This window comes from Streptomyces sp. NBC_01257, from assembly GCF_035917255.1.
Lineage (GTDB): Bacteria > Actinomycetota > Actinomycetes > Streptomycetales > Streptomycetaceae > Streptomyces.
Window position 1 is genome coordinate 2274938 of sequence record NZ_CP108472.1, and the last position, 25494, is coordinate 2300431.

Annotated in this window: 23 protein-coding genes; 12 read left to right on the top strand and 11 right to left on the bottom strand. The window is 72.7% G+C overall.

Annotated elements, in window-relative coordinates; translation table 11 throughout:
* Positions 1-181 precede the first annotated feature (181 nt).
* Positions 182-667, top strand: coding sequence for a MarR family winged helix-turn-helix transcriptional regulator (locus tag OG408_RS09500; protein ID WP_266777261.1), 486 nt, complete (start codon positions 182-184; stop codon positions 665-667).
* Positions 668-685: 18 nt separating this feature from the next.
* Here the strand turns inward: OG408_RS09500 and OG408_RS09505 are convergent, their stop codons facing one another.
* The 6 genes from OG408_RS09505 to OG408_RS09530 form a co-directional block, all read right to left on the bottom strand.
* Positions 686-1747 (bottom strand): aminotransferase class V-fold PLP-dependent enzyme, encoded by a 1062-nt coding sequence (locus OG408_RS09505; RefSeq protein ID WP_326669337.1) that lies wholly within the window; start codon positions 1745-1747, stop codon positions 686-688.
* 118 nt (positions 1748-1865) lie between these two features.
* The gene (locus OG408_RS09510) at positions 1866-2585 is read right to left on the bottom strand and encodes a DsbA family oxidoreductase (RefSeq protein WP_266777265.1); all 720 of its coding nucleotides are present in this window, start codon (positions 2583-2585) and stop codon (positions 1866-1868) included.
* A gap of 152 nt (positions 2586-2737) precedes the next feature.
* On the bottom strand, positions 2738-3457 hold the full coding sequence (locus OG408_RS09515; RefSeq protein WP_326669341.1) for a hypothetical protein: 720 nt from the start codon (positions 3455-3457) through the stop codon (positions 2738-2740).
* 72 nt (positions 3458-3529) lie between these two features.
* Entirely contained in the window at positions 3530-6094 is a 2565-nt protein-coding gene (locus OG408_RS09520; protein WP_266777269.1) for a Tox-REase-5 domain-containing protein, read from the bottom strand.
* A gap of 150 nt (positions 6095-6244) precedes the next feature.
* On the bottom strand, positions 6245-6706 hold the full coding sequence (locus tag OG408_RS09525; RefSeq protein WP_326669343.1) for a GNAT family N-acetyltransferase: 462 nt from the start codon (positions 6704-6706) through the stop codon (positions 6245-6247).
* A 20-nt stretch (positions 6707-6726) separates the two neighbouring features.
* Positions 6727-7698, bottom strand: coding sequence for a GlxA family transcriptional regulator (locus OG408_RS09530; RefSeq protein ID WP_326669344.1), 972 nt, complete (start codon positions 7696-7698; stop codon positions 6727-6729).
* Between the two features lie 70 nt (positions 7699-7768).
* Between OG408_RS09530 and OG408_RS09535 the strand changes: the two genes are divergently transcribed.
* On the top strand, positions 7769-9217 hold the full coding sequence (locus tag OG408_RS09535) for an MFS transporter (RefSeq protein ID WP_326669346.1): 1449 nt from the start codon (positions 7769-7771) through the stop codon (positions 9215-9217).
* Between the two features lie 98 nt (positions 9218-9315).
* Here the strand turns inward: OG408_RS09535 and OG408_RS09540 are convergent, their stop codons facing one another.
* Positions 9316-10044 (bottom strand): hypothetical protein, encoded by a 729-nt coding sequence (locus OG408_RS09540; RefSeq protein ID WP_266777277.1) that lies wholly within the window; start codon positions 10042-10044, stop codon positions 9316-9318.
* A 139-nt stretch (positions 10045-10183) separates the two neighbouring features.
* Between OG408_RS09540 and OG408_RS09545 the strand changes: the two genes are divergently transcribed.
* A complete protein-coding gene (locus tag OG408_RS09545) occupies positions 10184-10870 on the top strand; it encodes a hypothetical protein (RefSeq protein WP_266777279.1) in 687 nt (228 codons plus the stop codon).
* A gap of 72 nt (positions 10871-10942) precedes the next feature.
* On the opposite strand, the gene OG408_RS09550 is transcribed toward OG408_RS09545, so the two are convergent.
* Both OG408_RS09550 and OG408_RS09555 read right to left on the bottom strand, forming a co-directional pair.
* Positions 10943-11554 carry a DUF1349 domain-containing protein gene (locus OG408_RS09550; RefSeq protein WP_266777281.1) on the bottom strand — a complete coding sequence of 204 codons (612 nt, stop codon included), beginning with the start codon at positions 11552-11554 and terminating at the stop codon, positions 10943-10945.
* On the bottom strand, positions 11551-13071 hold the full coding sequence (locus OG408_RS09555) for an aldehyde dehydrogenase (NADP(+)) (RefSeq protein WP_266777283.1): 1521 nt from the start codon (positions 13069-13071) through the stop codon (positions 11551-11553). Before OG408_RS09555 ends, OG408_RS09550 begins: the two co-directional genes overlap by 4 nt.
* A gap of 155 nt (positions 13072-13226) precedes the next feature.
* Between OG408_RS09555 and OG408_RS09560 the strand changes: the two genes are divergently transcribed.
* The 9 genes from OG408_RS09560 to OG408_RS09600 all read left to right on the top strand — a co-directional run bounded on the left by OG408_RS09560 (position 13227) and on the right by OG408_RS09600 (position 22841).
* The gene (locus OG408_RS09560) at positions 13227-13997 is read left to right on the top strand and encodes an IclR family transcriptional regulator (RefSeq protein WP_219569419.1); all 771 of its coding nucleotides are present in this window, start codon (positions 13227-13229) and stop codon (positions 13995-13997) included.
* Positions 13998-14526: 529 nt separating this feature from the next.
* Positions 14527-15789, top strand: a complete 1263-nt coding sequence (locus OG408_RS09565) for a phosphatase PAP2 family protein (protein WP_266786062.1) — start codon at positions 14527-14529, stop codon at positions 15787-15789.
* 93 nt (positions 15790-15882) lie between these two features.
* Entirely contained in the window at positions 15883-16893 is a 1011-nt protein-coding gene (locus tag OG408_RS09570) for a hypothetical protein (protein WP_326669349.1), read from the top strand.
* Complete coding sequence (locus OG408_RS09575; RefSeq protein WP_285573989.1) at positions 16890-18140, top strand: sensor histidine kinase; 1251 nt, start codon at positions 16890-16892, stop codon at positions 18138-18140. Before OG408_RS09570 ends, OG408_RS09575 begins: the two co-directional genes overlap by 4 nt.
* On the top strand, positions 18137-18796 hold the full coding sequence (locus tag OG408_RS09580; RefSeq protein ID WP_266777292.1) for a response regulator transcription factor: 660 nt from the start codon (positions 18137-18139) through the stop codon (positions 18794-18796). Before OG408_RS09575 ends, OG408_RS09580 begins: the two co-directional genes overlap by 4 nt.
* A gap of 91 nt (positions 18797-18887) precedes the next feature.
* A complete protein-coding gene (locus tag OG408_RS09585) occupies positions 18888-20339 on the top strand; it encodes a peptidoglycan D,D-transpeptidase FtsI family protein (protein WP_326669353.1) in 1452 nt (483 codons plus the stop codon).
* Between the two features lie 236 nt (positions 20340-20575).
* Complete coding sequence (locus OG408_RS09590) at positions 20576-21154, top strand: SigE family RNA polymerase sigma factor (protein WP_266777296.1); 579 nt, start codon at positions 20576-20578, stop codon at positions 21152-21154.
* Positions 21151-21888 (top strand): hypothetical protein, encoded by a 738-nt coding sequence (locus OG408_RS09595; RefSeq protein ID WP_266777298.1) that lies wholly within the window; start codon positions 21151-21153, stop codon positions 21886-21888. The genes OG408_RS09590 and OG408_RS09595 overlap by 4 nt, the downstream gene beginning before the upstream one ends.
* A 104-nt stretch (positions 21889-21992) precedes the next feature.
* On the top strand, positions 21993-22841 hold the full coding sequence (locus OG408_RS09600; protein ID WP_266777300.1) for a pectate lyase: 849 nt from the start codon (positions 21993-21995) through the stop codon (positions 22839-22841).
* 72 nt (positions 22842-22913) lie between these two features.
* Here the strand turns inward: OG408_RS09600 and OG408_RS09605 are convergent, their stop codons facing one another.
* Entirely contained in the window at positions 22914-24020 is a 1107-nt protein-coding gene (locus OG408_RS09605) for a pectinesterase family protein (RefSeq protein WP_266777302.1), read from the bottom strand.
* A 103-nt stretch (positions 24021-24123) separates the two neighbouring features.
* Complete coding sequence (locus OG408_RS09610) at positions 24124-25461, bottom strand: pectate lyase family protein (RefSeq protein WP_266777304.1); 1338 nt, start codon at positions 25459-25461, stop codon at positions 24124-24126.
* Positions 25462-25494: the final 33 nt, after the last annotated feature.

Genomic DNA, 25494 nt, shown 5'->3' on the forward strand with positions numbered 1-25494 from the left:
GGGAGCCCCCAGATATGTGGCCGAAAGGAAGACACGGGATCGGCCGGCCAGAACTATGTGGTCGGCCAACCTTTCGCACGTGGGCCACTGTAACGCATTACTTGGCCGACCAAGGTAAAGTCGGTGACAAAGCGCTTCCGGTAGCCGCGGAGCCGCCGTGCACCGACCCGAGGAGTCACCGATGACCTCCGATCCCGCCTGTTCCGAGCTGCCCAGCGCCGCCCGCGGCGGCCCGTTCAGCCACGCCGTGTCACGGGTCTCGCGGCTCCACCGGATCGCGGCGGGCAAGCTGCTCAAGGGCGCGGGCCTCTACCCCGGCCAGGAGTTCCTGATGATGTACCTGTGGGACGCGGGCGCGGTCCGCCAGTCCGAGGTGATCAAGGCGGTCGACCTGGACCCGTCCACGGTCACCAAGATGCTCCAGCGCCTGGAGCAGTCCGGGCACGTCCGCCGCAGCCCCGACCCGGCCGACCGCAGGGCCGTCCTGGTCGAGGCCACCGACAACAGCTGTGCGCTGCTCTCCGACGTGGAGCAGGCCTGGACGAGCCTGGAGGAGCACACCCTCGCGGGCCTGGACGCGGGGGAACGCAAGGAGCTGGCCAGACTGCTGGCCAAGGTCGAGGAGAACCTCTGCCGCGAGGCGGCGGACTGCCCGGAGAACGGCTGACGCCCGCGCGGCCGGACCTCAGCCGGAGAGGACGTCGAGCGCCCGGTCCACATCGGCCTCGGTGTTGTACAGGTGGAAGGCCGCCCGCAGATTACCGGCCCGGTTCGAGACCATCACACCCGCCCGCCCCAGGTCCGGCGCCCGGTCACCGAGTCCCGGCACCCCGACGACGGCCGTCTCGGCCGGCACGGCCCGATGCCCCAGCCCGGCCAGCCCGGCCCTGAACCGGGCGGCGAGCCCGGTGGCGTGGTCATGGACGGTGTCGATGCCGATCTCGTTCAGCAGCGCGAGGGACTGCTCGGCTCCGTGGTACGAGAGGAACGCGGGCGGTTCGTCGTAGCGCCGGGCGTCGGGGGCGAGCTTGGCGACCGGCCCGTAGGTGCTGTTCCACGGGTCCTCGGCCGCGACCCAGCCGGCGAAGACCGGCGGGAGGGACTGCTGGGCCTCCTCGGTGACGGTGAGGAACGACGTACCGCGCGGGGAGAGCAGGAACTTGTAGCCGCCCGCGACCGTGTAGTCGTACGCCCCGGCGTCGAGCGGCAGCCAGCCCGCGGACTGGGTGGCGTCCAGCAGCGTACGGGCGCCGTGCGCGGCCGCCGCGGCGCGCACCGCGTCCAGGTCGGCGAGCCGGCCGTCGGCGGACTGCACCGAGGAGAAGGCGACGAGCGCCGTATCGGGGCGCACCGCGCCGGCCAGCTCCGCCAGCGGGACGTACCGCATCCGGAGGTCTCCGCGCACCGCGAAGGGGGTGACGACCGAGCTGAACTCACCCTCGGGCACCAGCACTTCGGCACCGGCGGGCAGCGAGCAGGCGATCAGCCCCACATGAACGGTGACCGAGCTGCCGACCGCGACCCGGCCGGCGTCGACCCCGGCGATCCGCGCGAATCCCTCCCTGGCCCCGTCCACCGCCTCGAAGTCGCCCGCCCCGTCCCTGCGGCCCGTGGTGTTGCCCTCGGCGAGGGCTCTCACCGCGTCGACGGTACGGCGGGGCAGCAGCCCGCAGGTGGAGGTGTTGAGGTAGGCGGTCTCCGGCGCGAACTCGGCGGCCACCGCACGGCTGAGCGAAGGGGTCATCATGCGCCCAGCCTGAACTCCCCTCAACCCATAGTCAATCACCAAGAGTTAAGGGGTGTACCCAAGCATTACTTATGGATGCAGGGAGCGCGGGCGGTTCCGGGCGGTTCCGGAGCGGGCCTCAGGCGTTGCTTCCGGTCTGCGGAACCTCGCAGGCCCCGTCGGCGTCGCAGGCCGCCGCGTCCCCGCCGATCGCGGTCAGCGGACGGTCCTTCCACGCCTGGTCCAGCGCCTGGGCGAAGACCTCGGCGGGCTGGCCGCCGGAGATGCCGTACCGCCGGTCGAGCACGAAGAACGGCACCCCGTTGGCGCCGAGTTCGGACGCCTCCCGCTCATCGGCCCGCACCTCGGCCGCGTACGCCTGCGGATCGGCGAGCACCGCGCGCGCCTCGTCGCCGTCCAGACCTGCCTCGACGGCCAGCTCGACCAGCACCTCGTCGTCGTAGACGGAACGCTCCTCGGCGAAGTTCGCCCGGTAGGCCAGGCTCAGCAGCTCGTCCTGGCGGCCGCGCGCCTTGGCCAGGTGCAGCAGCCGGTGGATGTCGAAGGTGCTGCCGTGGTCACGGCCCTCGGTGCGGTAGCCGAGCCCCTCGGCCCGCGCGTTGGCGGCGACGTTCGCCTCCATCGACAGGGCCTCCTCGCGGGTGCGCCCGTACTTCTGCGCCAGCATGTCGATGACCTGTCCGGTGTCGCCCTTGGCGCGCCCGGGGTCGAGCTCGAAGGACCGGTGGACCACCTCGACCTCGTCGCGGTGCGCGAACCCTGCCAGGCCCTTCTCGAACCGGGCCTTGCCGATGTAGCACCACGGGCAGGCGATGTCGCTCCAGATCTCGACGCGCATGACTCTTCTGCTCTCCAGGCTCTCGTGCGGCTGCTTCCACAGCGCGGAGGGACCCTCCGCTCACCGGGAAACACCCATCGGGGTGCCGGTCATTCCCCGGGCCGCTCCCCTGTGCCGGGGAGCGGCCCGGACCGGCGTACGAGCTGTACGGCCTAGAGGTACGTGCGGTTCATCGGGCGGGGCAGGGGCTCCAGCGCGCCGGCGTCGCGCAGGCGCACATAGGCGTCCACCACGGCCCCGGTGTCCCCGGGGAGTGCGATGTCCAGGAGCAGACCCGCGCCGACCGGCTCCTTGCCGACCGCTCCCACTCCGTCGGGGACGAGCGCCGCCCGGCCCGGGGAGAGGTAGCCGAGCCGGCCCACGCACAGTTCGGAGCGGGTGTAGTCGTAGCCGGCGTCGTCCTCCAGGGCGTCCAGCAGGTCGTCGTCGGTGACATCGCCGATGTCCGGCTGCCAGGTGTCCGCGATCAGCGCGAGGAGGGCGGCTTCGCCGACCTCGGCCCCGTCCGGGGAGACGACCGTGAGCACGACCGCCTGGGTCACGTACTCCGATTCCCCGCCGCCGCGCCCGGAGACCGCGACCTCCCAGCCCGGCTCACCCGTGACCGCCAGGCTGAGACCGGCCCCGTCCGAGGTCTGCGGGGAGTCGTGGTCGGCCTGGAGCGCGGCGGCCAGCGCGGCCTCGTCGGGCCGGAGCTCCGTGGGGCTGCCGGACGCGTGGTGGTGCGTCCAGGTCCACGGCTCCCCGGCGGTGGCGGGGCCGGCTGCCGGAAGCAGTGCGGGAAGGGCGTCCAGCATCGTCTTCCAGCGTCCCGCGAGCTCCAGGGGCGATTCCTTCCGGGGACCCCAGAAGCCTCGCACCACACGTCGCATGTCCTGCCTCCACCGTTGTGATCCGTCGTCGGTCCCGCCCCGGGCCGCACACCGGGCCCGGGGCGCCCCAGGCTAGTCGAAGGCCCCGGCCTTCCTCGTGCTCTTCTCCGGGTTCTGCTTGCTGTAGACGACCTTGATCGGAAGCCCCTCCTCACGGAAGGCCTTCCGGGCGGCCTTGGCCACGTCCGGGTCGGAGAAGTGCCATTCGATCGCACGGCCGCCGGAGGCGCTGACCTGCTCCGTCGCCTCCTTGACGAACTTCTCCCGGCCGGACTTGGTGAGCGTCCCCTTGTCGCCCTTCGTCAGGTAGCTCTTGTAGCCGTTCTTCGCCTCCAGGAACGTCTGCCGTCCGGAGTCCCACCCGTCGTACTCCACCGGAGGCTTGCCCTCCTTGGGGTTGGCGACGATGTACTCCTTGCCGCGGTTGGTGCCGGTGATCTGCTCCTGGTAGCGGAGCCAGGACTCGTTCTTCCAGTTGGGCTTGGGGTTGCGGTCACGGCTCCCCCAGAACCCGTCGCCCGCGTCGGCCGAGCCGAGCTCCGGGTCCTTCAGATCGTCCGCCCACTTCGGCGGGTTGTAGTTCCGCGGGTCGGAGCTGTCGTTGCGCTTGGCGTCCGGCCACGGCTTCTTCTTCTCCAGGGCCTTGGCGGCGCGGTCCTTCTCCTCGGCGCGCTTCTTGTCGGTCCAGGCGGCGCGCTCCTGGTCGCGGGCCTCCTTCGCCTTGGCCTCGGCGGCCTTGTCGCAGCCGTCGTCGGCGAGGATCACATGGTCCGGCGGTCCGGCGGCGAGCACTCCGGTCCCCGCACCCGCGACACCGGTGCCGCCGTAGCGGGTCCTGGGCCCGAGGGGTCCGGAGGCGATGGAGCAGCCGGTCTTACGGGCCGAGTCCTCGGCCTTGTCGGCGGCGTCGTCGGCCTCCTTGGCCGCCTTGCGGGCTCCGTCGACGTCCCCGGCCTCGGCGGCCTTGCGGGCCCGGCGCGAGGCGGCGCCCGCGTCCTCGGCGGCCTCCGCCACGTCGGCGGCGATCTTCCCGATCTTTCCGAGCCTGCTGGTCTTGCCGATGACCTTCGCGACGTCGTACCCGGGGATGAAGAGGGAGCCGACGTTCCACACGACGTCGGTGACGGCGCGGGTCTTCTCCCCGTTGTTCCACCGCTCGCGCACGTCGTCGCCGACGAACATGTCGTCGCCGACCTTGACGACGGTGTTGAACGAGGCCTTGCCCCAGTCGCCGAACGCTCCCAGGTAGTCGCCCTTGTCCCACTTGCTGCCGGCGTCCTTGGCGTCGTCCGCCCACTGGCTGCCGAGCTGCTTGCCGTAGTCGACGATGCCGGACCAGGTCGAGGGCTTGAAGAGGTCGATGACCCCGGTCACGTCGCCCCAGATGCCGTCCACGAAGACGCCCTTGACGACCTGCGTGCCACGGTCCCAGGCGCAGCCGAAGAAGCCCCAGCCGCCGCAGTCCTCCTTGTCCTCACCGTCGTCGGAGTCGCCGGAGTCCCCCGAGTCGTCCTCGCCGGACGCGGGGATGTCGTCGTAGTCGGCCTCGGGCTCGTCCGCGGTCTCGGGGTAGGTGTCGCTGCCGGGCCCGTCGGGGCCGCCCGTACCGCCGGTCGCGTCGGCGCCCCCGGCGGTGTCGGAGCCGCCCGCGGTGTCCGATCCCCCGGTGGTGTCCGCCCCGGCCGGTCCGCCGGCGCCTCCGGTGGAGTCGCCCCCGGTGGTCCCGCCGGCCGCACCGTTCGCACCACCGGAACTGCCATCGGCGCCACCGGCGCCGCCGTTCGCACCCCCGGCCGCACCATTCGCACCACCGGCGCCGCCGTTCGCACCACCAGCGCCACCGTTGGCGCCGCCGTTCGCACCACCGGCGCCGCCGTTCTCGCCTCCCCCGTCCGCGCCGCCGACGACCGTGGCGCCCGCGTCGGCGCCCCCGGTCTCCGCGCCGCCCGCGGTCGCGCCGCCCGCGGAGTCGCCCGCGTTCACCGTTCCGCTGCCCTTGGCCGGGCAGGACGTGCCCGTGACGGAGCAGACGGCGGCCTGGAAGCGGTCCGCCATCGGGCCGCCCACGCCGCTCAGCAGCAACGCCACCACGATGGCCGCGACGAGCATGACCAGGCCCACGTACTCCAGGGCCGACTGTCCACGGTCGCGGCGCCACGTGATCATGTGCGGGAGCGAGAAGTCCGGCTTGTCCTCGCGTTCGCGCGCCGACAGGCGGAACCACGCGCGGCTGTCCGGCCGGCTCAGGAACACCAGGATCAGCACCGGCAGGAATATCTGGGTGAAGCCGTGCATCGACCCGTCGGCGGCGTTGGCCGCGCCACCGATGATCAACCACGCCTGTACGGCGACGAGTCCGCCCCAGACGCCCCGGCCACCGGTCCACACCCGCCGCGAGAGCAGCCAGCCCACGACACCGGGCACGGCCCCGTACAGCAGCAGCCCGACCACGACGCCGTCCAGCGCGTCGGCGGCGAGCGCGGACCCCGCCAGGCCGACGGCGCCCAGCAGGGTGGCGCCGAACAGCACATGCAGCAGCAGCCGTGCCGCCCCCATGGCGCGCGGCAGCTCACGGCGCCCCGCCCCGGGAGCGGGTCCTACGCCTCCGTACGCGGATATGCCACCTGTCGCAGACATGCTTCGCTCCCCAACCAGCACTGCCCGCAGGCAGAATGACGATTTCTCAGCCTACGGACCCGGGGCCGCGCCGTCATGGGCCCCAGGACCCAACCCGGGTCCCAGAGCCTCTGGGCCTGCGCCTGTCCGCACGGAGGAGCCGGGGCAGGGTCAGGGCAGAAGAATCAGCATCAGGTGGCTGCCCGTCCGGGAGCGGTCCGGGTCGGGTGTCCAGCCGCGCGCGGCGTAGAAGGCCTGGGCCCGGAGGTTGTGGACGAAGACCTCAAGCCGGGCCTCCGCCACCCCGTCCCGCCGCCAGGCGGCCACGCACGCGTCGTGCAGGGCGGTCCCGACCCCCTTGCGCCAGTGGGCCGGTGACACATGGAGCTGGCTGAGGTGCATCGCACCGTCGCGCGGGGCGTAGGCCGCGATGCCCGTGAGGGTCCCGTCCTGTTCGGCGCAGAGCACGGTGGCGTCCGCGCGGTCGATGGCGCGGGCCCAGCCGCCCCTGCTGCGGCCGGCCTCGCCCGCGTACTCCTCCTCGGGCAGGTGCCCGCTGTAGTACGTGGCCCGGGCCTCGGCGTGCAGGCGGACCATGGCGTCGAGATCGGCGGGGGTCGCGGTTCGGATCATGGTGGAGGGGACGCGCCCGTTCAGCCGGAGGTTGCGGCGGCGGCCACCCTGCTGAACGAGGTCCGGTAGGCGCTCGGCGTGAGGCCCAGCCTGCGCTGGATGTGCTGGCGCATCGAGTCGGCCGTGCCGAGGCCGCTCGCCCGCGCCACCTGGTCCATGGGAAGGGTGGTGGTCTCCAGGAGTTCCCTGGCCCGCTCGATGCGCTGGTGCAGGAGCCACTGGAGGGGGCTGAGGCCGGTCTCGGCGTGGAAGCGGCGCGAGAGCGTACGGATGGAGACGCCGCCGTTGCGGGCCAGGTCGGTCAGGGTCAGCGGCTCGTCGAGGTGCTGCATCGCCCAGGCGCGGGTGCCGGCGAACGAGACCCCGCGCTCGGGCGGCAGCGGGGTGTCGGTGAACTGCGTCTGCCCGCCCGGCCGCACGGGGGCGACGAGCGTGAGCCGGCCGACGTGGTTGGCGACGGCGGCCCCGTAGTCGGTACGGATGATGTGGAGGCACAGATCGATGCCGGCCGCGTATCCGGACGAGGTGAGGACCCGACCGTCCTGGACGAACAGGACGTCCTTCTGCAGGTCGACGGAAGGGTAGCGGTCGCCGAGTTCGCCGGTGTACGTCCAGTAGGTGGTGGCGGCCCGCCCGTCGAGAAGACCGGCCTCGGCGAGGGCGAAGGCGCCGGTGCAGATGGACGCGATGCGCCGGCCGTCGGCCGAGGCCCGGCGCAGGGCGGCCAGGATGCGCGGGTCGGGCTCCTCGCGCGAGCCGGCGCCCGCCAGGATCACCGTGTCGGCCGACTCGATGAGGCCGAGTCCGCCCTCGATCTGCACGTCGAGCCCGCCGCTGGTCCGGACGGGCCCGGGGTCCGGGGTGCAGTAGACCGTCTCGTATCCCGGCTCGCCGTCGATCTCGACCTTGCTGAACAGCATCTCGGGAATGGCGATGTTGAACATGGACACGGGCGGTGTGGAGATGACGACGACTCGGTGTGCGGGCGGCATGGCCAGAACCTCCGGAGGTATGGCATTCGGGCCACTACTCTATCCCGGCGCCGGCCGCGAGGCTGAGGTCATGCCCACAGAGAAGACCAGACAAGCTCCCGCGATCGGACCCGAGTTGAGCGCCCAGCGGCCCGCACCGGCCCCCGCGCTCACCCTCCTCGCCTCACTCCTCGGCTTCGCGCTGATCATGCTCGACGCCTCGGTGGTGAACGTGGCGCTCCCCTCGATGGGGGCGGACCTGGGCGGCGGAATGTCCGGGCTGCAGTGGGTGGTAGACGCGTACACGATCGCGTTCGCCGCGCTGCTGCTGTCCACCGGCGCGCTCTCCGACCGGATCGGCGCCACCCGCGCGTACACGCTCGGGATCGCGCTCTTCACCCTCGCGTCCGCCGCCTGCGGGCTGGCTCCGAACCTGCCTTCGCTCATCGGCTTCCGGGTGGTCCAGGGCGTGGCCGCGGCGATCGTGCTGCCGACGACGCTCGCCCTGGTCCGCCAGGCGTACACCGGTCCCGCGCAGCGCGGGCGTGCCGTGTCGCTGTGGGCGGCGGGCGGCACGACGGCCGCGGCGCTGGGCCCGGTCGTCGGCGGCGCGCTCACCACAGCCTGGGACTGGCGGGCCATCTTCTTCATCAACCTGCCGCTGGGCCTGTTCGCACTGGCGCTCACCTTCCGGCTGCCGCGTTCCCCGCGGCGCCCTGCCCCGCTGGACCTGCCCGGTCAGCTGACCGCCGTACTGACCCTGGCCGCCCTCGCCTTCGCCGTGATCGAGAAGGGACCGGTCGCCCTGACCGCCCTGGGCGTCGCGGTGGCCGGCCTGGCCGGCTTCCTCCGCATCGAGTCCCGCCACCCCCACCCGGTGGTGCCGCTCGGCCTCTTCCGCAACCGGACCGCGGCGGTGGCGGTCGCCGCCGGGTCCGCGCTCAGCCTGGCCTTCTACGGGATGATCTTCGTCTTCAGCATCTACTTCCAGCAGGTACGCGGCCAGTCGGCGCTGACCGCGGGGCTGATGTTCCTGCCGATGACCGGGCTGCTGGTGGTGGTGAACATCCTGTCCGGCAGGCTCGCGAACCGGTACGGCCCCCGGCTGCCGATGCTGACCGGCCAACTGGTCTCGGTGGCCGGCCTGTTGCTCCTGCTGTTCGTCGGCCCGGACACCTCGCTGGTCCTGACGGCCGTCCTCCTGGTGCCGCTGGCCCTGGGCGCGGGTCTGGCCCTGCCGCCGCTGACCGCGGCGATGATGGAGACCGTGCCGACCGAGCGGGCCGGGGTCGCCGCGGGCGTACTCAACGCCGCCCGCCAGGTCTCCGGCGGGCTGGGCGTGGCGGCGTTCGGCGCCCTGGTCGCGGGCGGCTTCGGGACGGGACTCCGTACGAGCCTGCTGATCAGCGCGGCCCTCCTCGCCCTCACCGCCCTGGCCACGACAAGGCTGCCGCGGGGCGTGGCACGGCAGGCGGCCCCGGCCGAGGTGGGCCGGCCTCGCGCGGATGCCGCCCCGGAGCCGTCCCGTACGCCCGCCTGAACGCCTCGGCGATGGTGAACTCCGGGGTGGGGCCGGTGCCTTGCGTGACCGTGCGGAAGCCGAAGGCGCCCGCACGGTCACGCAAGGCACCGGCCCCCTCAGGCGGTGAGCACGTCCCCGGCCCGGAAGGCCCGCACGGTGACGGAACCGGCCGGCTCCGCGCCCCGTACGAGATGCACCTGCCCGGCCCCGGCCACCACCGCACGGCCGTCGCCCCCCACGGTCAGCAGCGTGTTCTCGTCCAGGGCGACCCCGGAATCCGCGTCACCGCGGGCAACGGCTGCGACCAGGCGGGCGAGCGTCCCCCACTGGGCGGCGTGCACGTCGACGGTGTACGGGACGAGCCCGAGGCCGTCGCGGACCTCGATCTCCTCGATGTCCTCGGCGGCGTCGTCGGGGCACACCGGAACACCGCGGTCCAGCCACCCGCCGACCAGCGCCCGTCGTGCGGCGACGACGGCGCCGGCGGAGAAGCCCGCGTACGGCAGTGGGCGCACGTCCAGCGCCCGCCCCACGGCGGCCGCCACCGGTCCGAGCGCGTCCTGGTAGGCGGGCGTGAGACCGCCGCCGACCAGCAGCCCGTCCAGACCGGCGAGCGCCTCGGGCGCGAACACCCCGCCCACCGGCACGAACAGCGGCACCGGCCTGCACCGCGGCGCCACCCCGCGCAACACGGCGTCGTAGCGGGCGAACTGCTCCGCGCCGTCCCCCTCGTCGACCAGCAGACACCCCACCGCGCCCTCGTGCCCCGCCTCGGCGAGGAACGGCCCGTAGACGAGCGGTGCGACGTCCTCGTCCCAGCCGCCCCCGATCAGATGCACAGCCATGACGTGTTTCTCCCCCAATGGTTCGGCAGCCGGCCGACGGCAGGGTCTCACGGGCGGCGGCGCACGAGCGACGCCGAGGGCCGGAACAGACGGGAACGCGATCGACAACCGGCTCGCTCCTCCAGGACAATCAGCCGCCATGCCGAAGAACAGAGTCATGGTGCGCGCCCTGGTGGGCGTCCTGCTGCTCTCGAATGCCGTCCTGCTGGCGTTCCTGATCAGCTCCGACGCCTTCTCCGACGACGAGGTCGCGATAGGCGAGGCCGCTCCCCGGGACGGGACCATCGCCCTTCCCGAGATCGGGGACGGGGCGGTCCTGGACGCGAACCGGTGGCCGGACGCGTGCTCGTTCGTGAACCAGGAGGAGATCGAGGCCATCTTCCCCGGCGTCAAGGACATCGAGCACGAGAGCCGCGCGATCAGTTCCTCGTCGGTCAAGGACTTCGCCGCGGACTCCACGTGGAAGGCGAGTGACAGGGCCGGGTCCGGCCAGTGCCTCTACAGCATGCGGCTTCCCGGCGAGACCTACAGCGCCACCCAGTTCTGGGTCCGCATCGATGCCGTGGCCGACCCGGAACTGATCGTGCGCTACGCCGACCGCCTCGTGCCGGGAACCGGCACCAACCAGGGCGCGCAGGGCGCGGACCGCTGCGTCATCACGGGTCTCGCCGAAGGCAGTTGGAACTGCCGCAAGGGCCCGCTGCTGTTCACCGTGGGCGGGCAGACCACCGTGACCTTCAAGGGCAAGCCGGCCCCGGCGCCCTTCGTGTGGCGGGACGATGTGCTCCCCGAGTTCGTCCGGACCATCACCGCGAAGATCGAATAGACGATGCCCCCGCCTTCCTGTCGCGGAAGGCGGGGGCACCCCCGGCGTGCGGGTGCGCGGCTGTGCGCCCGGTCAGCTGCCGTCGCGGAGGTCGGCGATGCCCGTCGGGCGGTACGCGATCCGGTCGAAGGTGACCTCGCAGCCCTCGCCCGTGGGCGACTGCGCCAGGAAGCCGATGGACGCGGCGGCCGCCCGCTCCCGGTCTCCCAGGGCGAAGACGCGGACGAAGGTCCACTTCTCGCCGTCGGGTGAGGCGTGGCAGGCGAAGGCGTTGCCGGTGCGGCTCAGGCGCAGCCAGTAGGTGTCGCCGTCCACGACGAAGGAGTTGACGTCGTCGGAGTGGCCGCGGGTGACGACGGTGCAGATAGTGGGCCGGTCCGGGGAGAGCTCCAGGCAGATCTTGGCCCATTCGCGGTCGCCGACGTGGAGGTAGAGCACCCCCGCGTCGAAGGCACCGGCGAAGGCGACCTTGACCCGGGCGATCAGCTGGAAGTCGCCCTCGGGCGCGGCACCGAGCAGCCGGGGCGCGTCGCTGACGGAGTCGAGGCTCTCGCCGCCCGGCGGGACGAACCGGTCCTGGCGGGCGCCCGCGCGGCCGGTGAGGACGCCGGCCTCGTAGGCCCAGTCCGTCGCGGGTCCGAACGGCTCCAGGCCGAAGGGGAGTTCGGGCAGGTGCAGGGTCATGCGGGGTGTCCGTCCACGCGGCGGGGCAGGTTCTGGGGGTTGTCCTCGCGGAGTTCCGGCGGAAGCAGCGCCTCGGGGACCGTCTGGTAGCTGACCGGGCGCAGCCAGCGCTCGATCGCGGTGGCGCCGACCGAGGTGGAGGTGGAGGTGGTGGCCGGGTAGGGGCCCCCGTGGTGCTGGGCGGGGGCGACGGCGACACCGGTCGGCCAGCCGTTGACCAGGACGCGGCCGGCCAGCGGGGTGAGCGCGGCCAGGAGTCCTGCGGCGCTGCCGTCGGCCTCCTCGGTGGCGATCTGGAGGGTGGCGGTGAGGTTGCCGGGGAGCCGGGACAGCACCGCGGCGATCTCGTCCTCGGAGGTGTAGCGGGCGACGACGGTGACCGGGCCGAAGCACTCCTCCAGGAGCGCGTCGTGCGCGCCCTCGGTGGTGAGCAGCCGGGCCGGCACGGTCAGGAAGCCGGCCGCGACCGTGTGTTCGCTGCCCGCTCCGGGGGTGACCGGGGCTTCCACTTCGGGAAGTCCGGCGCGCTCGCGCACCCCCGCGAGGAAGGCGTCGCGCATCCGGTGGTCGAGGAGCACCCCGGCCTCGGTGTCGCTGACCGCTTCGGTGAGGGACTTCAGGAGCCGGTCGCCGGTCTCGCCCGCGGGGGCGAGGACGAAGCCGGGCTTGGTGCAGAACTGGCCCGCGCCCATGGTCATCGAGCCCGCGAGGCCCGCACCGATCTGCTCGCCGCGCTCGGCGGCGGCCGCCTCGGTGACGACGACGGGGTTGAGGGAGCCGAGTTCGCCGTGGAACGGGATGGGGGCGGGCCGGGCCGCCGCCGCGTCGAACAGGGCGCGGCCGCCGCGCACCGAGCCGGTGAAGCCGGCGGCGCCGACGAGGGGGTGCCTGACCAGTTCGACGCCCGCCTCGAAGCCGTGCACCAGGGTGACGACGTCCTCGGGCAGTCCGTGCTGCGCCGCGGCCCTGCGCAGCACGGAGGCGCACAGTTCGGAGGTCGCGGGGTGGTCGGGGTGGGCCTTGACGACGACCGGGCAGCCTGCCGCGAGGGCGCTCGCGGTGTCGCCGCCGGGTACGGAGAAGGCGAGCGGGAAGTTGCTGGCCGCGTAGACGGCGACGACGCCGAGCGGGATCTTGTAGCGCCGCAGGTCGGGCCACGGCGGGGTGCGGGTGGCGTCCGCGTGGTCGATGTGGATGTCGAGGTACGCGCCCTCGTCGACGACCTCGGCGAAGGCCCGCAGCTGGGCCGCGGTGCGGGCGAGTTCGCCGGTCAGCCGGGCCGGGCCGAGCGCCGTCTCGGCGTCGGCGGCCTCGATGACGTGTTCGCCGGCCTCGGTGAGCAGATCGGCCGCGGTGCGCAGGAACGCGGCGCGCACGGTGCGGTCGGCGAGGGAGCCGCGTACGGCGTGAGCGGCCCGGACCACGCGGTCGACCTCCTCCGCTGTAGCCTCCACCGCAACCTGCTCACGCGGGTTCCCGGTGCGGGGGTCGACGCTCCAGACTGGTGCTGCTGCCACCGTGTTTCCTTCCGCTCCACTGCCACACATCAGAAGTTGTTCGGTATTCTGAACAGAGTTCCTGATCGTGAATATGAAGCGACTCTATTTCCGGGCGTTCGGTGTTGGCAAGAAGTCGCAGGGTTTCGTAAGTGGGCTGGAAGGGGCGTAGGGCGATGTCGGTTGCCGAGTCTGGTGGGGCACAGGTCAAGTCCGCGGTACGGACGGTGGAGCTGCTGGAGTACTTCGCCGGGCGGCCGGGCATGCACTCGCTCGCCGCGGTGCAGGAAGCGGTCGGATACCCCAAGTCCAGCCTCTACATGCTGCTGCGCACCCTGGTCGAGCTGGGCTGGGTGGAGACGGACGCGACCGGGACCCGGTACGGGATCGGGGTGCGGGCGCTGCTGGTCGGCACCTCGTACATCGACGGCGACGAGGTGGTCGCGGCGGCCCGCCCCACCCTGGACCGGCTCTCCGACGACACCACGGAGACCATCCACCTCGCCCGTCTCGACGGGACGAACGTGGTGTACCTCGCCACCCGGCAGTCCCAGCACTACCTGCGCCCCTTCACCCGCGTCGGCCGCCGGCTGCCCGCGCACTCGACCTCGCTCGGCAAGGCCCTGCTGGCCACCCACAGCGACGAGCAGGTGCGCAAGATGCTGCCCGAGACGCTGCCCGCGCTCACCGAACACACCCTGACGGACCGGGAGAAGCTCATCGAGGAGCTGCACCTGATCCGCGAGCAGGGCTACGCCGTGGACCGCGAGGAGAACACGCTGGGGCTGCGCTGCTTCGGCGTCGCCGTCCCGTACCGCACCCCGGCCCGTGACGCCATCAGCTGCTCGGTGCCGGTCGCCCGGCTGACCCCCGCGCACGAACAGATGGTCAAGGACGCCCTGTTCGACGCGCGCGACCGGCTGACCCTCGCGACCCGGAGGCTCTGACCCTGGAAGCGGGTCTGCGCGAGGCGCGGGAGAGCGGCCTGCCGCTGTTCTCCGTCCGGATGTCCGGCCCCGAGCCGGTCCCCGCGTCCGCCTTCACCGGCGAGGGCCCCGGCGGCCGCCCCTGAGGCGGCGCGCGCCGGTCACCCCTGAAGCGGCGGGACCGCGCGGCGTGTGTCGTCGCTCACGGGTCCGCCCTGCGCCGACGGGCCCCGGCGGCCCCGACTCGCTTGTCCGGACGGCCGATCCGGACTGTCGGGCTCCGCCCCGGTCCGCCCTCGTACCGCCCGTGACCAGGGCCCCCGCGGACCGCTCCGATAACATGCTCGAATTCATGGGCGACCGCCCTCATCGCCCGCTCCGCACCGGAAAAACGTACGGTCCGACGCCAAGTGCGACCTATCCGACCACAACTAACAAATCGGCCAAACACTTGATACCTATAGCATCGCGGGTGTTTTCGCGAATAACCAGCCGAAATGCGTTCACCTCATGGCGTCGGCCGCAAGCGGCGCTGTGGGCCGCGGCGGCGGTGGTGGGCATCGGATTCCTCGTCGCCCTGGAATTCGCCGCACGCCACTACGGTCTGCCGGGACCCATCGCCAGCCAGGCGCGCGAGGTGATATTCGCCCCCGCCTCGGGGTTCCTGCTGTACGCCAGCATGGGGCTGATGCTGGTGGTGCTCACCTGGCGGCAGCGGTTCATCGCGGTGGGGACCGCGATCGGCATCGACCTCGTGATCCTGCTGGTGCGCTGGGTGGCCGACGCCCCGGTGACCCAGGGCCATCCCTTCGGGAACGGCGCGCTGTGGGTGATCCTGGGGTGCGCGGTGATCGCCGTCACACGCCGCACCGGTCGCGAACGCGTCCTGCTGCTCAAGGGCGTCGGACTGGGCCTGCTGCTGGTGACCGGCCGCAAGACCGGTGACACCTGGCTGCTCATCACCTCGAAGACCCGCCCGCTGGTGCTCGACCAGTACGTGGCGACCGCCGACCACGCGCTGGGCAACCCCTCGTGGCTGGTGGGCCGGATGGTCCGGGCGACCGGATCGTTCGGCGAGCACTTCCTCAACTCCGTCTACACCCAGCTCGCGGTGGCCGCGGTCGTCGTCGCGCTCTACCAGCTGCGCAACGTGGCGGACGAGCGCCGCTTCCCGTCCCACCACCTGGTGCGCACCTTCCTGGTGATAGGCCTCCTCGGACCGGCCATCTACATGATCTTCCCGGTCGTCGGACCGGTCTTCGCCTACGGCGCGGACGGCGGGCAGTGGGCCATGGCCAACATCTGGCCCGACACGATGCCGCCGCACGGCGTTCCGCAGCACATGCCGTTCGACGGCATCACCCCGCGCAACTGCATGCCCAGCCTGCACACGGCCTGGGCCACCACGATCTTCATCCACTCCCGCAAGGGCCCCTGGTACCTGCGGTTCGCGGGCGCGTTCTGGCTGGTCGCCACGCTCGCCGCGACACTGGGCTTCGGCTACCACTACGGCATCGACATCATCACCGGCGTGATCTTCACCGTCACGATCGAGACGGCCCTGCGCTCGCTCGAACGCGGCTGGGACCGGTCCGCGACCCGGCTGGTCGCCTACGGCACCACGGTCTTCGCCGCGATCCTGGTGGCCACCCGCTATCTGCCGACCCAACTGGGCGACCACCCGTGGCTGTCCGGCCCGCTGCTCATGCTCGCGACGGCCTCGGTGGTCTACGGGTACGTGCGGACCACCAGGCAGTGGGAACCGAAGGCGGCGCCGGTGCGCCGGCCGGAGCTGCAGCCCGAACTCGTCTGAGGTCTCCTCGGCGATCCGTCTCCGCCGCGCGGCGGAGACGGATCGTCGCCCGGCATGACGTGCCGGGAGCGGCCGCGCGGAAGCGTGGGTGTCATGACACAGACACCGCTCGCGCCGGCTCCCGCACCGGCGGCCCACCGTCTCCGCGCCGTGCTCCGCACCGTCGCGATCGTCGCCTGCCTGCCCTACATCGTCCTCAAGGCCGCCTGGATCTGCGGCAGTCACGTGGGGATTCCGTCCGGCAGCACACTCCTCGACCACCGCACCACGATGGCCGTCGCGAACGGTGCGTCGGTCCTGATGGACAGCGCGGTCGTGGTCATCGCCCTGCTGCTCACCCGGCCCTGGGGCCGGCGCGTACCCGCCTGGCTGCTCGTCCTGCCGATGTGGGTGGCGACCGGACTGCTGCTGCCGATCATGACCGGCTACCCGCTCCAACTGCTGGTCCAGGCCCTCGGCGGGACGGCCGCGAACAAGGGCGAGGCTAGCCGCCCCTTCCTGGACGAGTGGGTCTTCGGCGTCGTCTACACCGGCTTCATCATCCAGGGCCTGGCCCTCGGCACCCTGTTCGCGCTGTACGCAAGGGACCGCTGGGGCCACCTCTGGCAGGGCACACTGCGCGAACTCCCGGACAGCCCCACCGCTCCCGCGCTGCGGGCCGCCGCCGTCGCCGCCTCGCTGACCGCCCTGGTCCCCGGCACCCTGCACCTGCTCTGGGCCGCCGGGTCGACCACCGGCCTCTGCGAGGGCTGGATCGAGGACCGCACCAGCGGGACCCAGGTCCTCGACGCCGTCTACGTCCTCTTCGTCGTCGCCGCCGTCGCCGGAGCCCTGCTCCTCGCCTTCCGCCGCGACTCCGCGCTGCCGCTGCGGCTGCCGCTCGCCCTGGCCTGGGGCGGCTCCGGAACGACGGCCTGCTGGGGCGGCTGGATGAGCATCGCCTCGCTGGGCAACGTCGACGACCTCGCCGACCGGCCCACCGCCGCCATGGTGCTCGTCTACGCTGTGCAGATGCTGGTCGGGACGCTGGTGATGACCCTGGGCGCCTACTTCCTGGTGGAGCGCGCGGCGCGGACCCGGCCGCGCCCCGGCCACCGGACGTGACCCCGCTCATCGGGCGGCGGGCCCGGCTGCGCTGGCTGCACCTGATCATCGGCGGCGCCCTGCTGATGCCGTACTTCCTCGTCGGCACGGTCATCGTCGGCGCGTCCAGCCCGGACGCCGACGTCTTCACCTCACCGGTCAGCCAGCTGACCGCGTTCGCCTTCGCCCTGCCGATGGCCGCGGTCACCGCGCTCCTCCCGCTCGCCCGGCCGCTCTCGGCGGCCGTCGCCCGCGCCCTGTGCGGCCTGCCGCCGGACCGGCAGCTCGCCGACGGGCCGGCCAGGACCCGGCAGGCCCGGGTCCGCTCGGCCGCCTGGTTCACCCTGCACGTCATGCTCGGCGGCATCATCAGCGGCATGACGCTGGCTCTGACCCCGTTCGCGGTGGGGGTCATCGGGCTGCCGCTCCTCACGGCCGTGCGGGACTCGCCGGTGCGGGGCCTGCCCGAGGCGCTGGACCGGACCTGGGTGATCGCCCTGGCGCCGCTCGCCGGGATCGCGATGCTGGTGGCGCTGGCCTGCTGCGCGGCGGCGGCCGGGGCGCTGCTGGCGGACCGGGCGCCGGCGCTGCTCGGCCCGACGCCCGACGACCGGCTGGCCGCCGCCGAACGCCGCGCGGCCGGCCTCGCGGTCCGCAACCGGCTGGCCCGGGAACTGCACGACTCGGTCGGCCACGCGCTGAGCGCCGTCACCCTCCAGGCCGGCGCCGCCCGCCGGGTGCTGGACAGCGACCCGGAGTTCGTCCGGGCCGCGCTGACCGCGATCGAGGAGACGACGCGGCGCACGGTCGGCGAACTCGACACCGTCCTGGGCCTGCTGCGCAAGGACGACGGGACACCGGACACGGCGTCGGGGCCGGGGCTCGACGCGCTGGACGGACTGCTGGCGCACTGCGGGCTGCCCGTCTCCCGCACCACCGAGGGCGATCCGGGCGCCGTCCCCGCGGCGGTGTCGCGCGAGGCGTACCGGATCGTGCAGGAGGGGCTGAGCAACGCGCTGCGGCACGGCGGGCGCGGAAAGCCGGTGCGGCTGCGGATCACGGTCCGCGCCACGGAACTGGAGATCGTCATGACCAGCCCGCTGACCGGGCGGCCGCCGGTGGTGCGTCCCGGCGGCGGCCGCGGGCTGCGCGGCATCGCCGAACGGGCGGTCCTGCTCGGCGGCCGTACCGAGGCCGGAGAACACGAGGGCCACTGGCGGCTGACCGCCCTCGTCCCCCTGCACACCCCCGCACAGGAGCAGCGATGAGCACAACGGTCCGGATCGTCCTCGCCGACGACGAACGCATGGTCCGCACCGCCCTGCGGGTGATCCTGGACGCGGAGGAGGGACTGGAGGTCGTGGGCGAGGCGGCGACCGGCGCCGAGGCCGTCTCCGTGGTGCGCGCGCTGCGCCCCGACGTGGTGCTGATGGACGTGCGGATGCCGGAGACCGACGGGATCCGCGCCACCGAACAGATCCTGGCCACGCTCGACCCGGCGCCCCGCGTCGTCGTCGTCACCACCTTCGAGAACGACGCGTACGTGTACGAGGCCCTGCGGGCCGGGGCTGCGGGTTTCCTGCTGAAGCGGGCGGCGGCCGAGGACCTGGTGCAGGCGGTGCGCCTGGTCGCCCGCAGCGACTCGCTGCTCTTCCCCGCGGCGGTGCGGGGTCTGGCGGCCGAGTACGGGAAGCGGCAGCCGTCCGCCGCGCCGCGCTGGGCGGCCAGGCTCACCGACCGGGAGGCGGACGTGCTGCGGCTGATGGCGGCCGGGCTCACCAACGCGGAGATCGCCGCCCGGCTGCGGGTGGGCCCGGCGACGGCGAAGAGCCATGTGGCGGGCGTGCTGGCGAAGACCGGCACCCGCGACCGGACCCAGGCGGTCATCGCCGCGTACGAGTCGGGATTCATCACCCCGGGGTGACCCCGGCGGCCCGGCCGGCCTCGATGAGGAATGGGTGAGAAGCGGCACAACCGGGAACGGAGCGCGGCGTCCCGCTCGTCCCTCCAGCGGGATGAACAAGACGATCAGGCGCGCCTCGGTCTTCTCCCTGCTGCTGGTCCTCGCCCTTCTGGGGCGGGCGACCTGGGTGCAGGCGTACCAGGCCCGGGCGCTCGCAGACGACGACCACAACCGGCGGAACACCATCGCGCAGTACGCGCAGCCGCTCGGGGACATCATCGTGGCCGGCTCCCCGGTCACCGGATCGAAGAGGACGGAGGGCAGCGATCTCGCGTACAAGCGCAGCTACAAGGACGGCGACCTCTACTCGGCCGTCACCGGCTACAGCTCCCAGGCCTACGGCTCGACGCAGCTGGAGGGGATCTACAGCCATGTGCTGGACGGCACCGACGACCGGCTCAAGAACCCGCTGAACGCGCTGACCGGCAAGCAGAACGCACCCGGCAGTGTGCTCACGACGATCGACCCGGCCGTCCAGAAGGCGGCGGCCGACGCGCTCGGGGACGACAAGGGCGCGGCCGTCGCGATCGACCCGAAGAGCGGGCAGATCCTCGGCATGGTCTCCTCTCCGTCGTACGACCCCTCGGACATCAGCGGGACGACGGACGGCGACGCCTGGAAGAAACTGCTCGCCGATCCGGACAAGCCGCTGGTCAACCGGGCGCTGCGGCAGCCGCTGGCGCCGGGTTCGACGTTCAAGCTGGTGGTGGCGTCGGCCGCGCTGGAGGACGGGCTGTACGGCTCGGTCGACGAGCCGACCAGGAGCCCGATGCCGTACACACTGCCCGGCACCAGCACCCCCCTGAAGAACGAGAGCGCCTCCGCACCCTGCGAGAACGCCACGCTGCGGGTGGCGCTCCAGTACTCCTGCAACAACGTCTTCGGCAAGGTCGCCGCCGATCTCGGCCAGGACAAGGTGCGGGCGATGGCGGAGAAGTTCGGCTTCAACACCGAGAAGCTCGATGTGCCGGTCCGGGCGTCGAAGAGCATCTACCCGACCGGGATGGACAAGGCGCAGACCGCGCTGACGGGCATCGGCCAGTTCGAGGTCACCGCGACGCCGATGCAGATCGCGATGGTCTCGGCGGCCCTCGCCAACGACGGCGAGCTGGCGGCACCGCACATGGTCTCCAAGGTGACGGACGCCGAGGGCGGCACACTGGAGGACTTCGAGGACGGCGACATGACACGGATCGTGTCCTCGTCCACGGCGAAGCAGCTGCGCAGCGCGATGGTGACCGTCGTGGAGGACGGCACCGGCACCAACGCCCGGATCGCCGGCGCCGAGGTCGGTGGCAAGACGGGCACCGCGGAGAACGGTGTGGACAACAGCAACACCCCGTACGCGTGGTTCACCTCGTACGCGAAGGACGACTCCAGCGGCCAGGAGGTCGCCGTCGCCGTGATCGTGGAGGACTCGGGTTCGTCGGCCTCGGAGGTCAGCGGCAACGGCCTCGCGGCCCCGATCGCCCAGAAGATGATGAAGGCCGCGCTGCAGCGGTGACCGGCGGGACGCGAACGCCCCGGCACCCCCTTTTCGGGGTGCCGGGGCGTTCGCCGTGTCCCGGGCCCTTCACGTTTTGGCCGTGTTACGCCTTACTTGGATACGCACCCGTGTCGAAGCGCTTCCGTGGAGCGCTGGTACGCTCTCGCCCCGCCCGCCCCATCGGGCGGCGGATGGGAACGTACACAGTCGGGACGACGCGTGCACCGGGATTCGAGCGCAGGGATGAGGTAGCTGTGGGCCAGCCCGTCGAAGCCGGCGACACCGATGCCGCTGCCGCCGAGTTCCACGCGTTCTTCGAGGCGCACTACGCCGAACTCGCCCGGCTGGCGCACCTGCTGACCGGTGAGGCCGATGCCGCGGACGATCTGGCGGCCGACGCCCTGCTGGCGCTCTGGCACCGCTGGGACCGGGTCCGCGACGCCGACCATCCGGTGGCGTACGCGCGCGGTGTGGTCGCCAACCTGGCGCGGAGCCGGATTCGCAGCGCGGTGCGGGAGCGCCGCCGGATCGCCCTGTTCTGGGCGCCGCGCGGCGGCGGGGACGCGGTCGACGATCCGGACGTCTCGGCGGTGGTCGATGTCCAGGGGGCGCTGCGCAGGCTGCCGTTCCGCAAGCGGGCCTGTGTGGTGCTGCGGCATGCTTTCGACCTCTCGGAGCGGGACACCTCGCTGGTGCTCGGGATCTCGGTGGGTACGGTGAAGAGCCAGACCTCGCGTGCCGTCGCGGAACTGCAGCGGCTGCTGGGTCCCGACACGCCCGCCGCGCATGTGCGGGTGGCCGTCGCGGCGCAGCGCAGCGGAGGAAGTCAGTGAAGAATGAGGAGCTGCCGGGGCGGCTGCGGGAGGCCGCCGAGGCGCACCGCCCCGACCGGGAGCGGATGCTGGCCCGGGTCGGGCGCGGCATGGCCGGGGCCCGTCCGCCGGCCCGGGGCGTCGTGCGCCCGCCGCGTGCCGCGACGCCGTGGCTGCGCGTGGCGGGGGCGACGGCCGCGGTCTGCGGGGTGCTGGCGCTCGGCGCGTTCGCCGTCACCTCCGCGGGCGACGGCGGACCGCGCGGGGAGCGGTTGGCGGCCGCGCCGTCCTCCCCGGCCCACCCCTCCTCCCCCGCCGCCGCCGGTTCACCGCCCGCGCCGCCCGGCTCGCTGCGCACCGCGGACGGCCCGCTGTGGACGGACGGCGTGGTCGATCCGCACAGCAACGCGTACTGGGCGCAGAGCAATGTGACGCTGCGGACGGACGAGCCGTTGTCCTCGCTCACGGTCGAGCTGCGGATCGCCCTCACCGGCGGGGTGAACAGCACCGGTTCCTGGCGTTCGCTGCCGGAGGAGGACTTCACCGTGTCGGCGACCGAGGGCGGCGGCTATCTCGTCTACCGCTGGGCGCTGAAGCCGGGACGGACGGTGCCGGCGGGGACGTACACGTTCGCCGGGCAGTACAACCACGCGGAGGGCGGCCGGGACGCGACGGGCGACTACCTGACCGCGCACGCGGTCCGCGTCTCCGGTGAACGGGCCTCGGTGGGCGACCGCTTCGGCTCCGGTCACTGACCCGCGCCGGAAAAAAGAAGCGCGGAACCCGGCAACCCTTGTCCCCCGCGGTGGCGACCAGAGAGCGCAACGCTCCCCCCACCACCGAGGAACGGGACACCGACATGATGAAACGAGCCGCACCGCACGGCAGCCACGCCCGGCGCACCGGCCGCCGCCGCATGCTCACCGCTTCGACGACCGCGCTGGCGCTCACCGGCGCCGCGCTCACCACCGGGCTCCTGGTCCAGTCCGCCGGCGCCGCCCCCGCGGCCGCCGCGGCAGCCGCCTGGCCGACCCCTTCGGGTTCGCAGGCCGTCTCGGCGACCATCAAGGTCTCGGGGACGTACGACGGCGGACTGAAGCGCTTCTACGGAAGCGGGGATCTGGGCGACGGCGGCCAGGACGAGGGCCAGGACCCGATCTTCGAGCTGGCCGACGGAGCCGTCCTGAAGAACGTCGTCGTGGGCTCGCCGGCCGCCGACGGCATCCACTGCAAGGGCAGCTGCACCCTCCAGAACGTCTGGTGGGAGGACGTCGGCGAGGACGCGGCGTCCTTCAAGGGCACCTCGTCCGGCGCCACGTACAAGGTGACCGGCGGCGGCGCCCGGAAGGCCGAGGACAAGGTCTTCCAGTTCAACGGGGCGGGCACGCTGACCATCAGCGGGTTCCAGGTGTCGGACTTCGGCAAGCTCGTCCGCTCGTGCGGCAACTGCTCCAAGCAGTACAAGCGCACGATCGCGGTCAGCGACGTCGATGTGACGGCGCCCGGCAAGGCCCTGGTCGGGATCAACACCAACTACGGCGACACCGCGACGCTGAAGTCCGTCCGCATCCACGGCGACAGCAGCAAGAAGATCAAGCCGTGCGTCCGCTACACGGGCAACGACGACGGGGACGAGCCGACGGAGACGGGCAGCGGTCCCGACGGCACGTACTGCAAGTACAGCAGCTCGGACGTCAGTTACGACTGAGCGGCGGCCCGACAGCCAGGGGCGCCCCGCCGGACGGGACCGGCGGGGCGCCCCTCGCGTGGTGGCCGCGCCTCACGCGCGGGGACGCCAGTCGCCGAACCAGGAGGCCGGGGTGTGCAGGCGTGCCTCGGACGCGGTCAGCAGCGGGCGGTTCGCGGGGACCGTGACGCGGGCGCCGGGACCCGTGTTGCGGTACTCGGCGAACCGCTGGTCCTGCCAGGGGAAGCCGGCGGACATGGTCCCGTAGGGCTCGTCCGTGTCGATCCCGGCGCCGAGCCGGCTGTCGCGCACGGTCAGCATCGGGTGTGCGGTGAGGTCGGACGACGGCACCCAGGGACGGGCCAGCTTGAAGTACCCGTCGGGGGCGGTGGTGGTGATGCGGGAGTGCCGCACCAGATAGCCGTGCGGGTTGGCTCCCGCGGTGCTGGGCGCGAAGACGAAGCCGTACGGCGGGGCCGCCAGGTCGGTGCGGGTCAGGGTGCGGAAGTGGCACCGGTCCAGGACGGCCGTGGCGCGGCCGAAGACGAAGTCGACGTCCCCTTCGACGTAACAGTCGCGGTAGTACTGGCGGGCGAATTCGGTGAGGGCGGGCGAGTCGGCGTACAGGGTGTCCTGGTGGCCCAGGAAGCGGCAGCCGTAGAAGGCCGAACGGTCGCCCGTCACCTTGATGGCGACGGCCTGGGTGCCGGTGTAGTCGGGGTGGTCGGCGCGCAGCCAGTCGTTGGCGAAGGTCAGGCCGCGGGCGGTGAGTCCGGCGGGCCGGGCGGTGACGGTGGCGGATCCGCTGGTGCCGTACGTCCCCGAACCGTCGGGCCTGGGTGTGCCGTTGGCGTTGGCGTACACGATGACGGTGTCGTGCGGGTCGTCGCTCGCGCCGATGAGGGTGAGGCCGGTGCGGTCGGCCGGGATGTCGACGGTCTCGCGGTAGGTGCCGGGGGCGATCACCAGGGTGCGGCCGGTGCCGGTCGCGGCGTCCACGGCGGCCTGGACGCTTCTGTGGTCGCCCCTGCCGCGGGCGTCGACGTACAGGGTCGCGGCGTCGAGGCGGCGGGCCGGTGAGCCGTGGCGGCCGAAGGGGCGGTGGGTGCCGGGCCGGGCGCGGGCGGCGGGGGCCGCTCCGAGGACGAGGGCGGCGCTGCCGCCGGCGAGCAGGGTCAGGGCACTGCGTCTGCTGGGCATGGGCGGTACTTCCTTACGCGGAGGGCTCGACGGGGCGCGCGGCCTCCCCGCCGGTGCGCAGCGGCACCGGCGGGGAGGCCGCCGGACACGGGACGGCCGGCGGTCAGGCGCCGGGGATCCGGCCGGCGCCGGCCTTGAGGCCGACGAGCAGGGGCACGAGCAGCGGGTGGTCGACCTTGGTGCGCAGGGTCGGCGTCCAGCCGGCGCCGGTGGTGAGCTGCTCCGCGGGGACGCCCGCGTTGTGGACGGCGACGAGGTCCGTGCGGCGGCCGTTGACGTAGTTGTCCGCGGCGGTGAGCGAGGACTCGGACCACTTCTTGAGGATCGTCGCCTTGTCGAACTCGCCGCCGAGGGTGAACGCGTTGTGCTCGGCGACCAGCTGGGACTCGGCGCCTATGCCGTACGTGTAGCCGTAGACGCTGCCCTTGGTGGCGACGAAGTGGTTGTTGTAGGAGTCGACCTGGCCGAAGCGGACCCGGGGGGCGCGCTCGTTGACGTCCTTGAAGAGGTTGTGGTGCAGCGTGACGCGCAGCTTGCCGCGGTCGCTCGCCCCGGCGCCGTCGCTGTTGCCGATGAGCATCGTCTTGTCGTGGTCCTTGAGGACGTTCCACGAGGCGGTGACCAGGTCGGCGCCCTTGACGATGTCGAACAGCCCGTCGTGCTGCTGGTAGCGCTCGTTGAAGTAGAGCGGCTGGCCGGCGTCGGGGCGGTCGCCGTCGCTGAAGGTGTTGTGGTCGACCCAGACGTGGTCGGAGCCGTAGACGACGAGGTTGTCGTACTCGGAGTTCCAGTGCCCGGTCTCGCCGTCGGTGGGGTCCCACTGGGGGAAGCAGTCGTAGGTGTCCTCGAACGAGATGTTCCGGACGATGACGTTGGAGACGTTCTGGATCTGGATGCTGGCGCCGATGACCGTCGCGTCCTTCCCGACCCCGATGATCGTGGTGTTGGACGGGACGTAGACGTTCACCGCGGCCTTCTGCAGCTTGGCGGAGGCGAGGCGGGCGTCCTCCAGGGGCCCGGACGGAACCTCCTCGCGGCCCCAGGTCGCCGGGTCGTAGGCGGCGAGGTACTTGTCCAGGGTGTAGCCGTCGGTCTCGTACTCCTCGCAGCCGATCGGGGTGCCCGCGGCGTCGGAGTTCCCGTGGACGGTGCCGTCGATCCTGATGATCTTCGGTGCGTCGCCCGCGTCCTCGAAGGCGGCGATGAGTTCGGCCCGGTTGGTCACGGTGTAGACGTGGTCGGGGGTGGCGGCGGCGCCGCCGGTGGTGGAGCCCTCGGCGGAGGCCCAGCCGTCGCCCTTGGCGAGGACGGCGCGCTCGGCACCGCGGCCGGGGCCCTGGTGGTGTCCGGTGGCCTGGGCGGGGACGGAGACGGCGAGCGCCAGGGAGGCACAGCCCATCACCAGCGCAATGGCACGAGCATGACAGATGCGTGCGGGCATGACGGATCCTTCGGTGGTGAGGAGGAAGCGGTG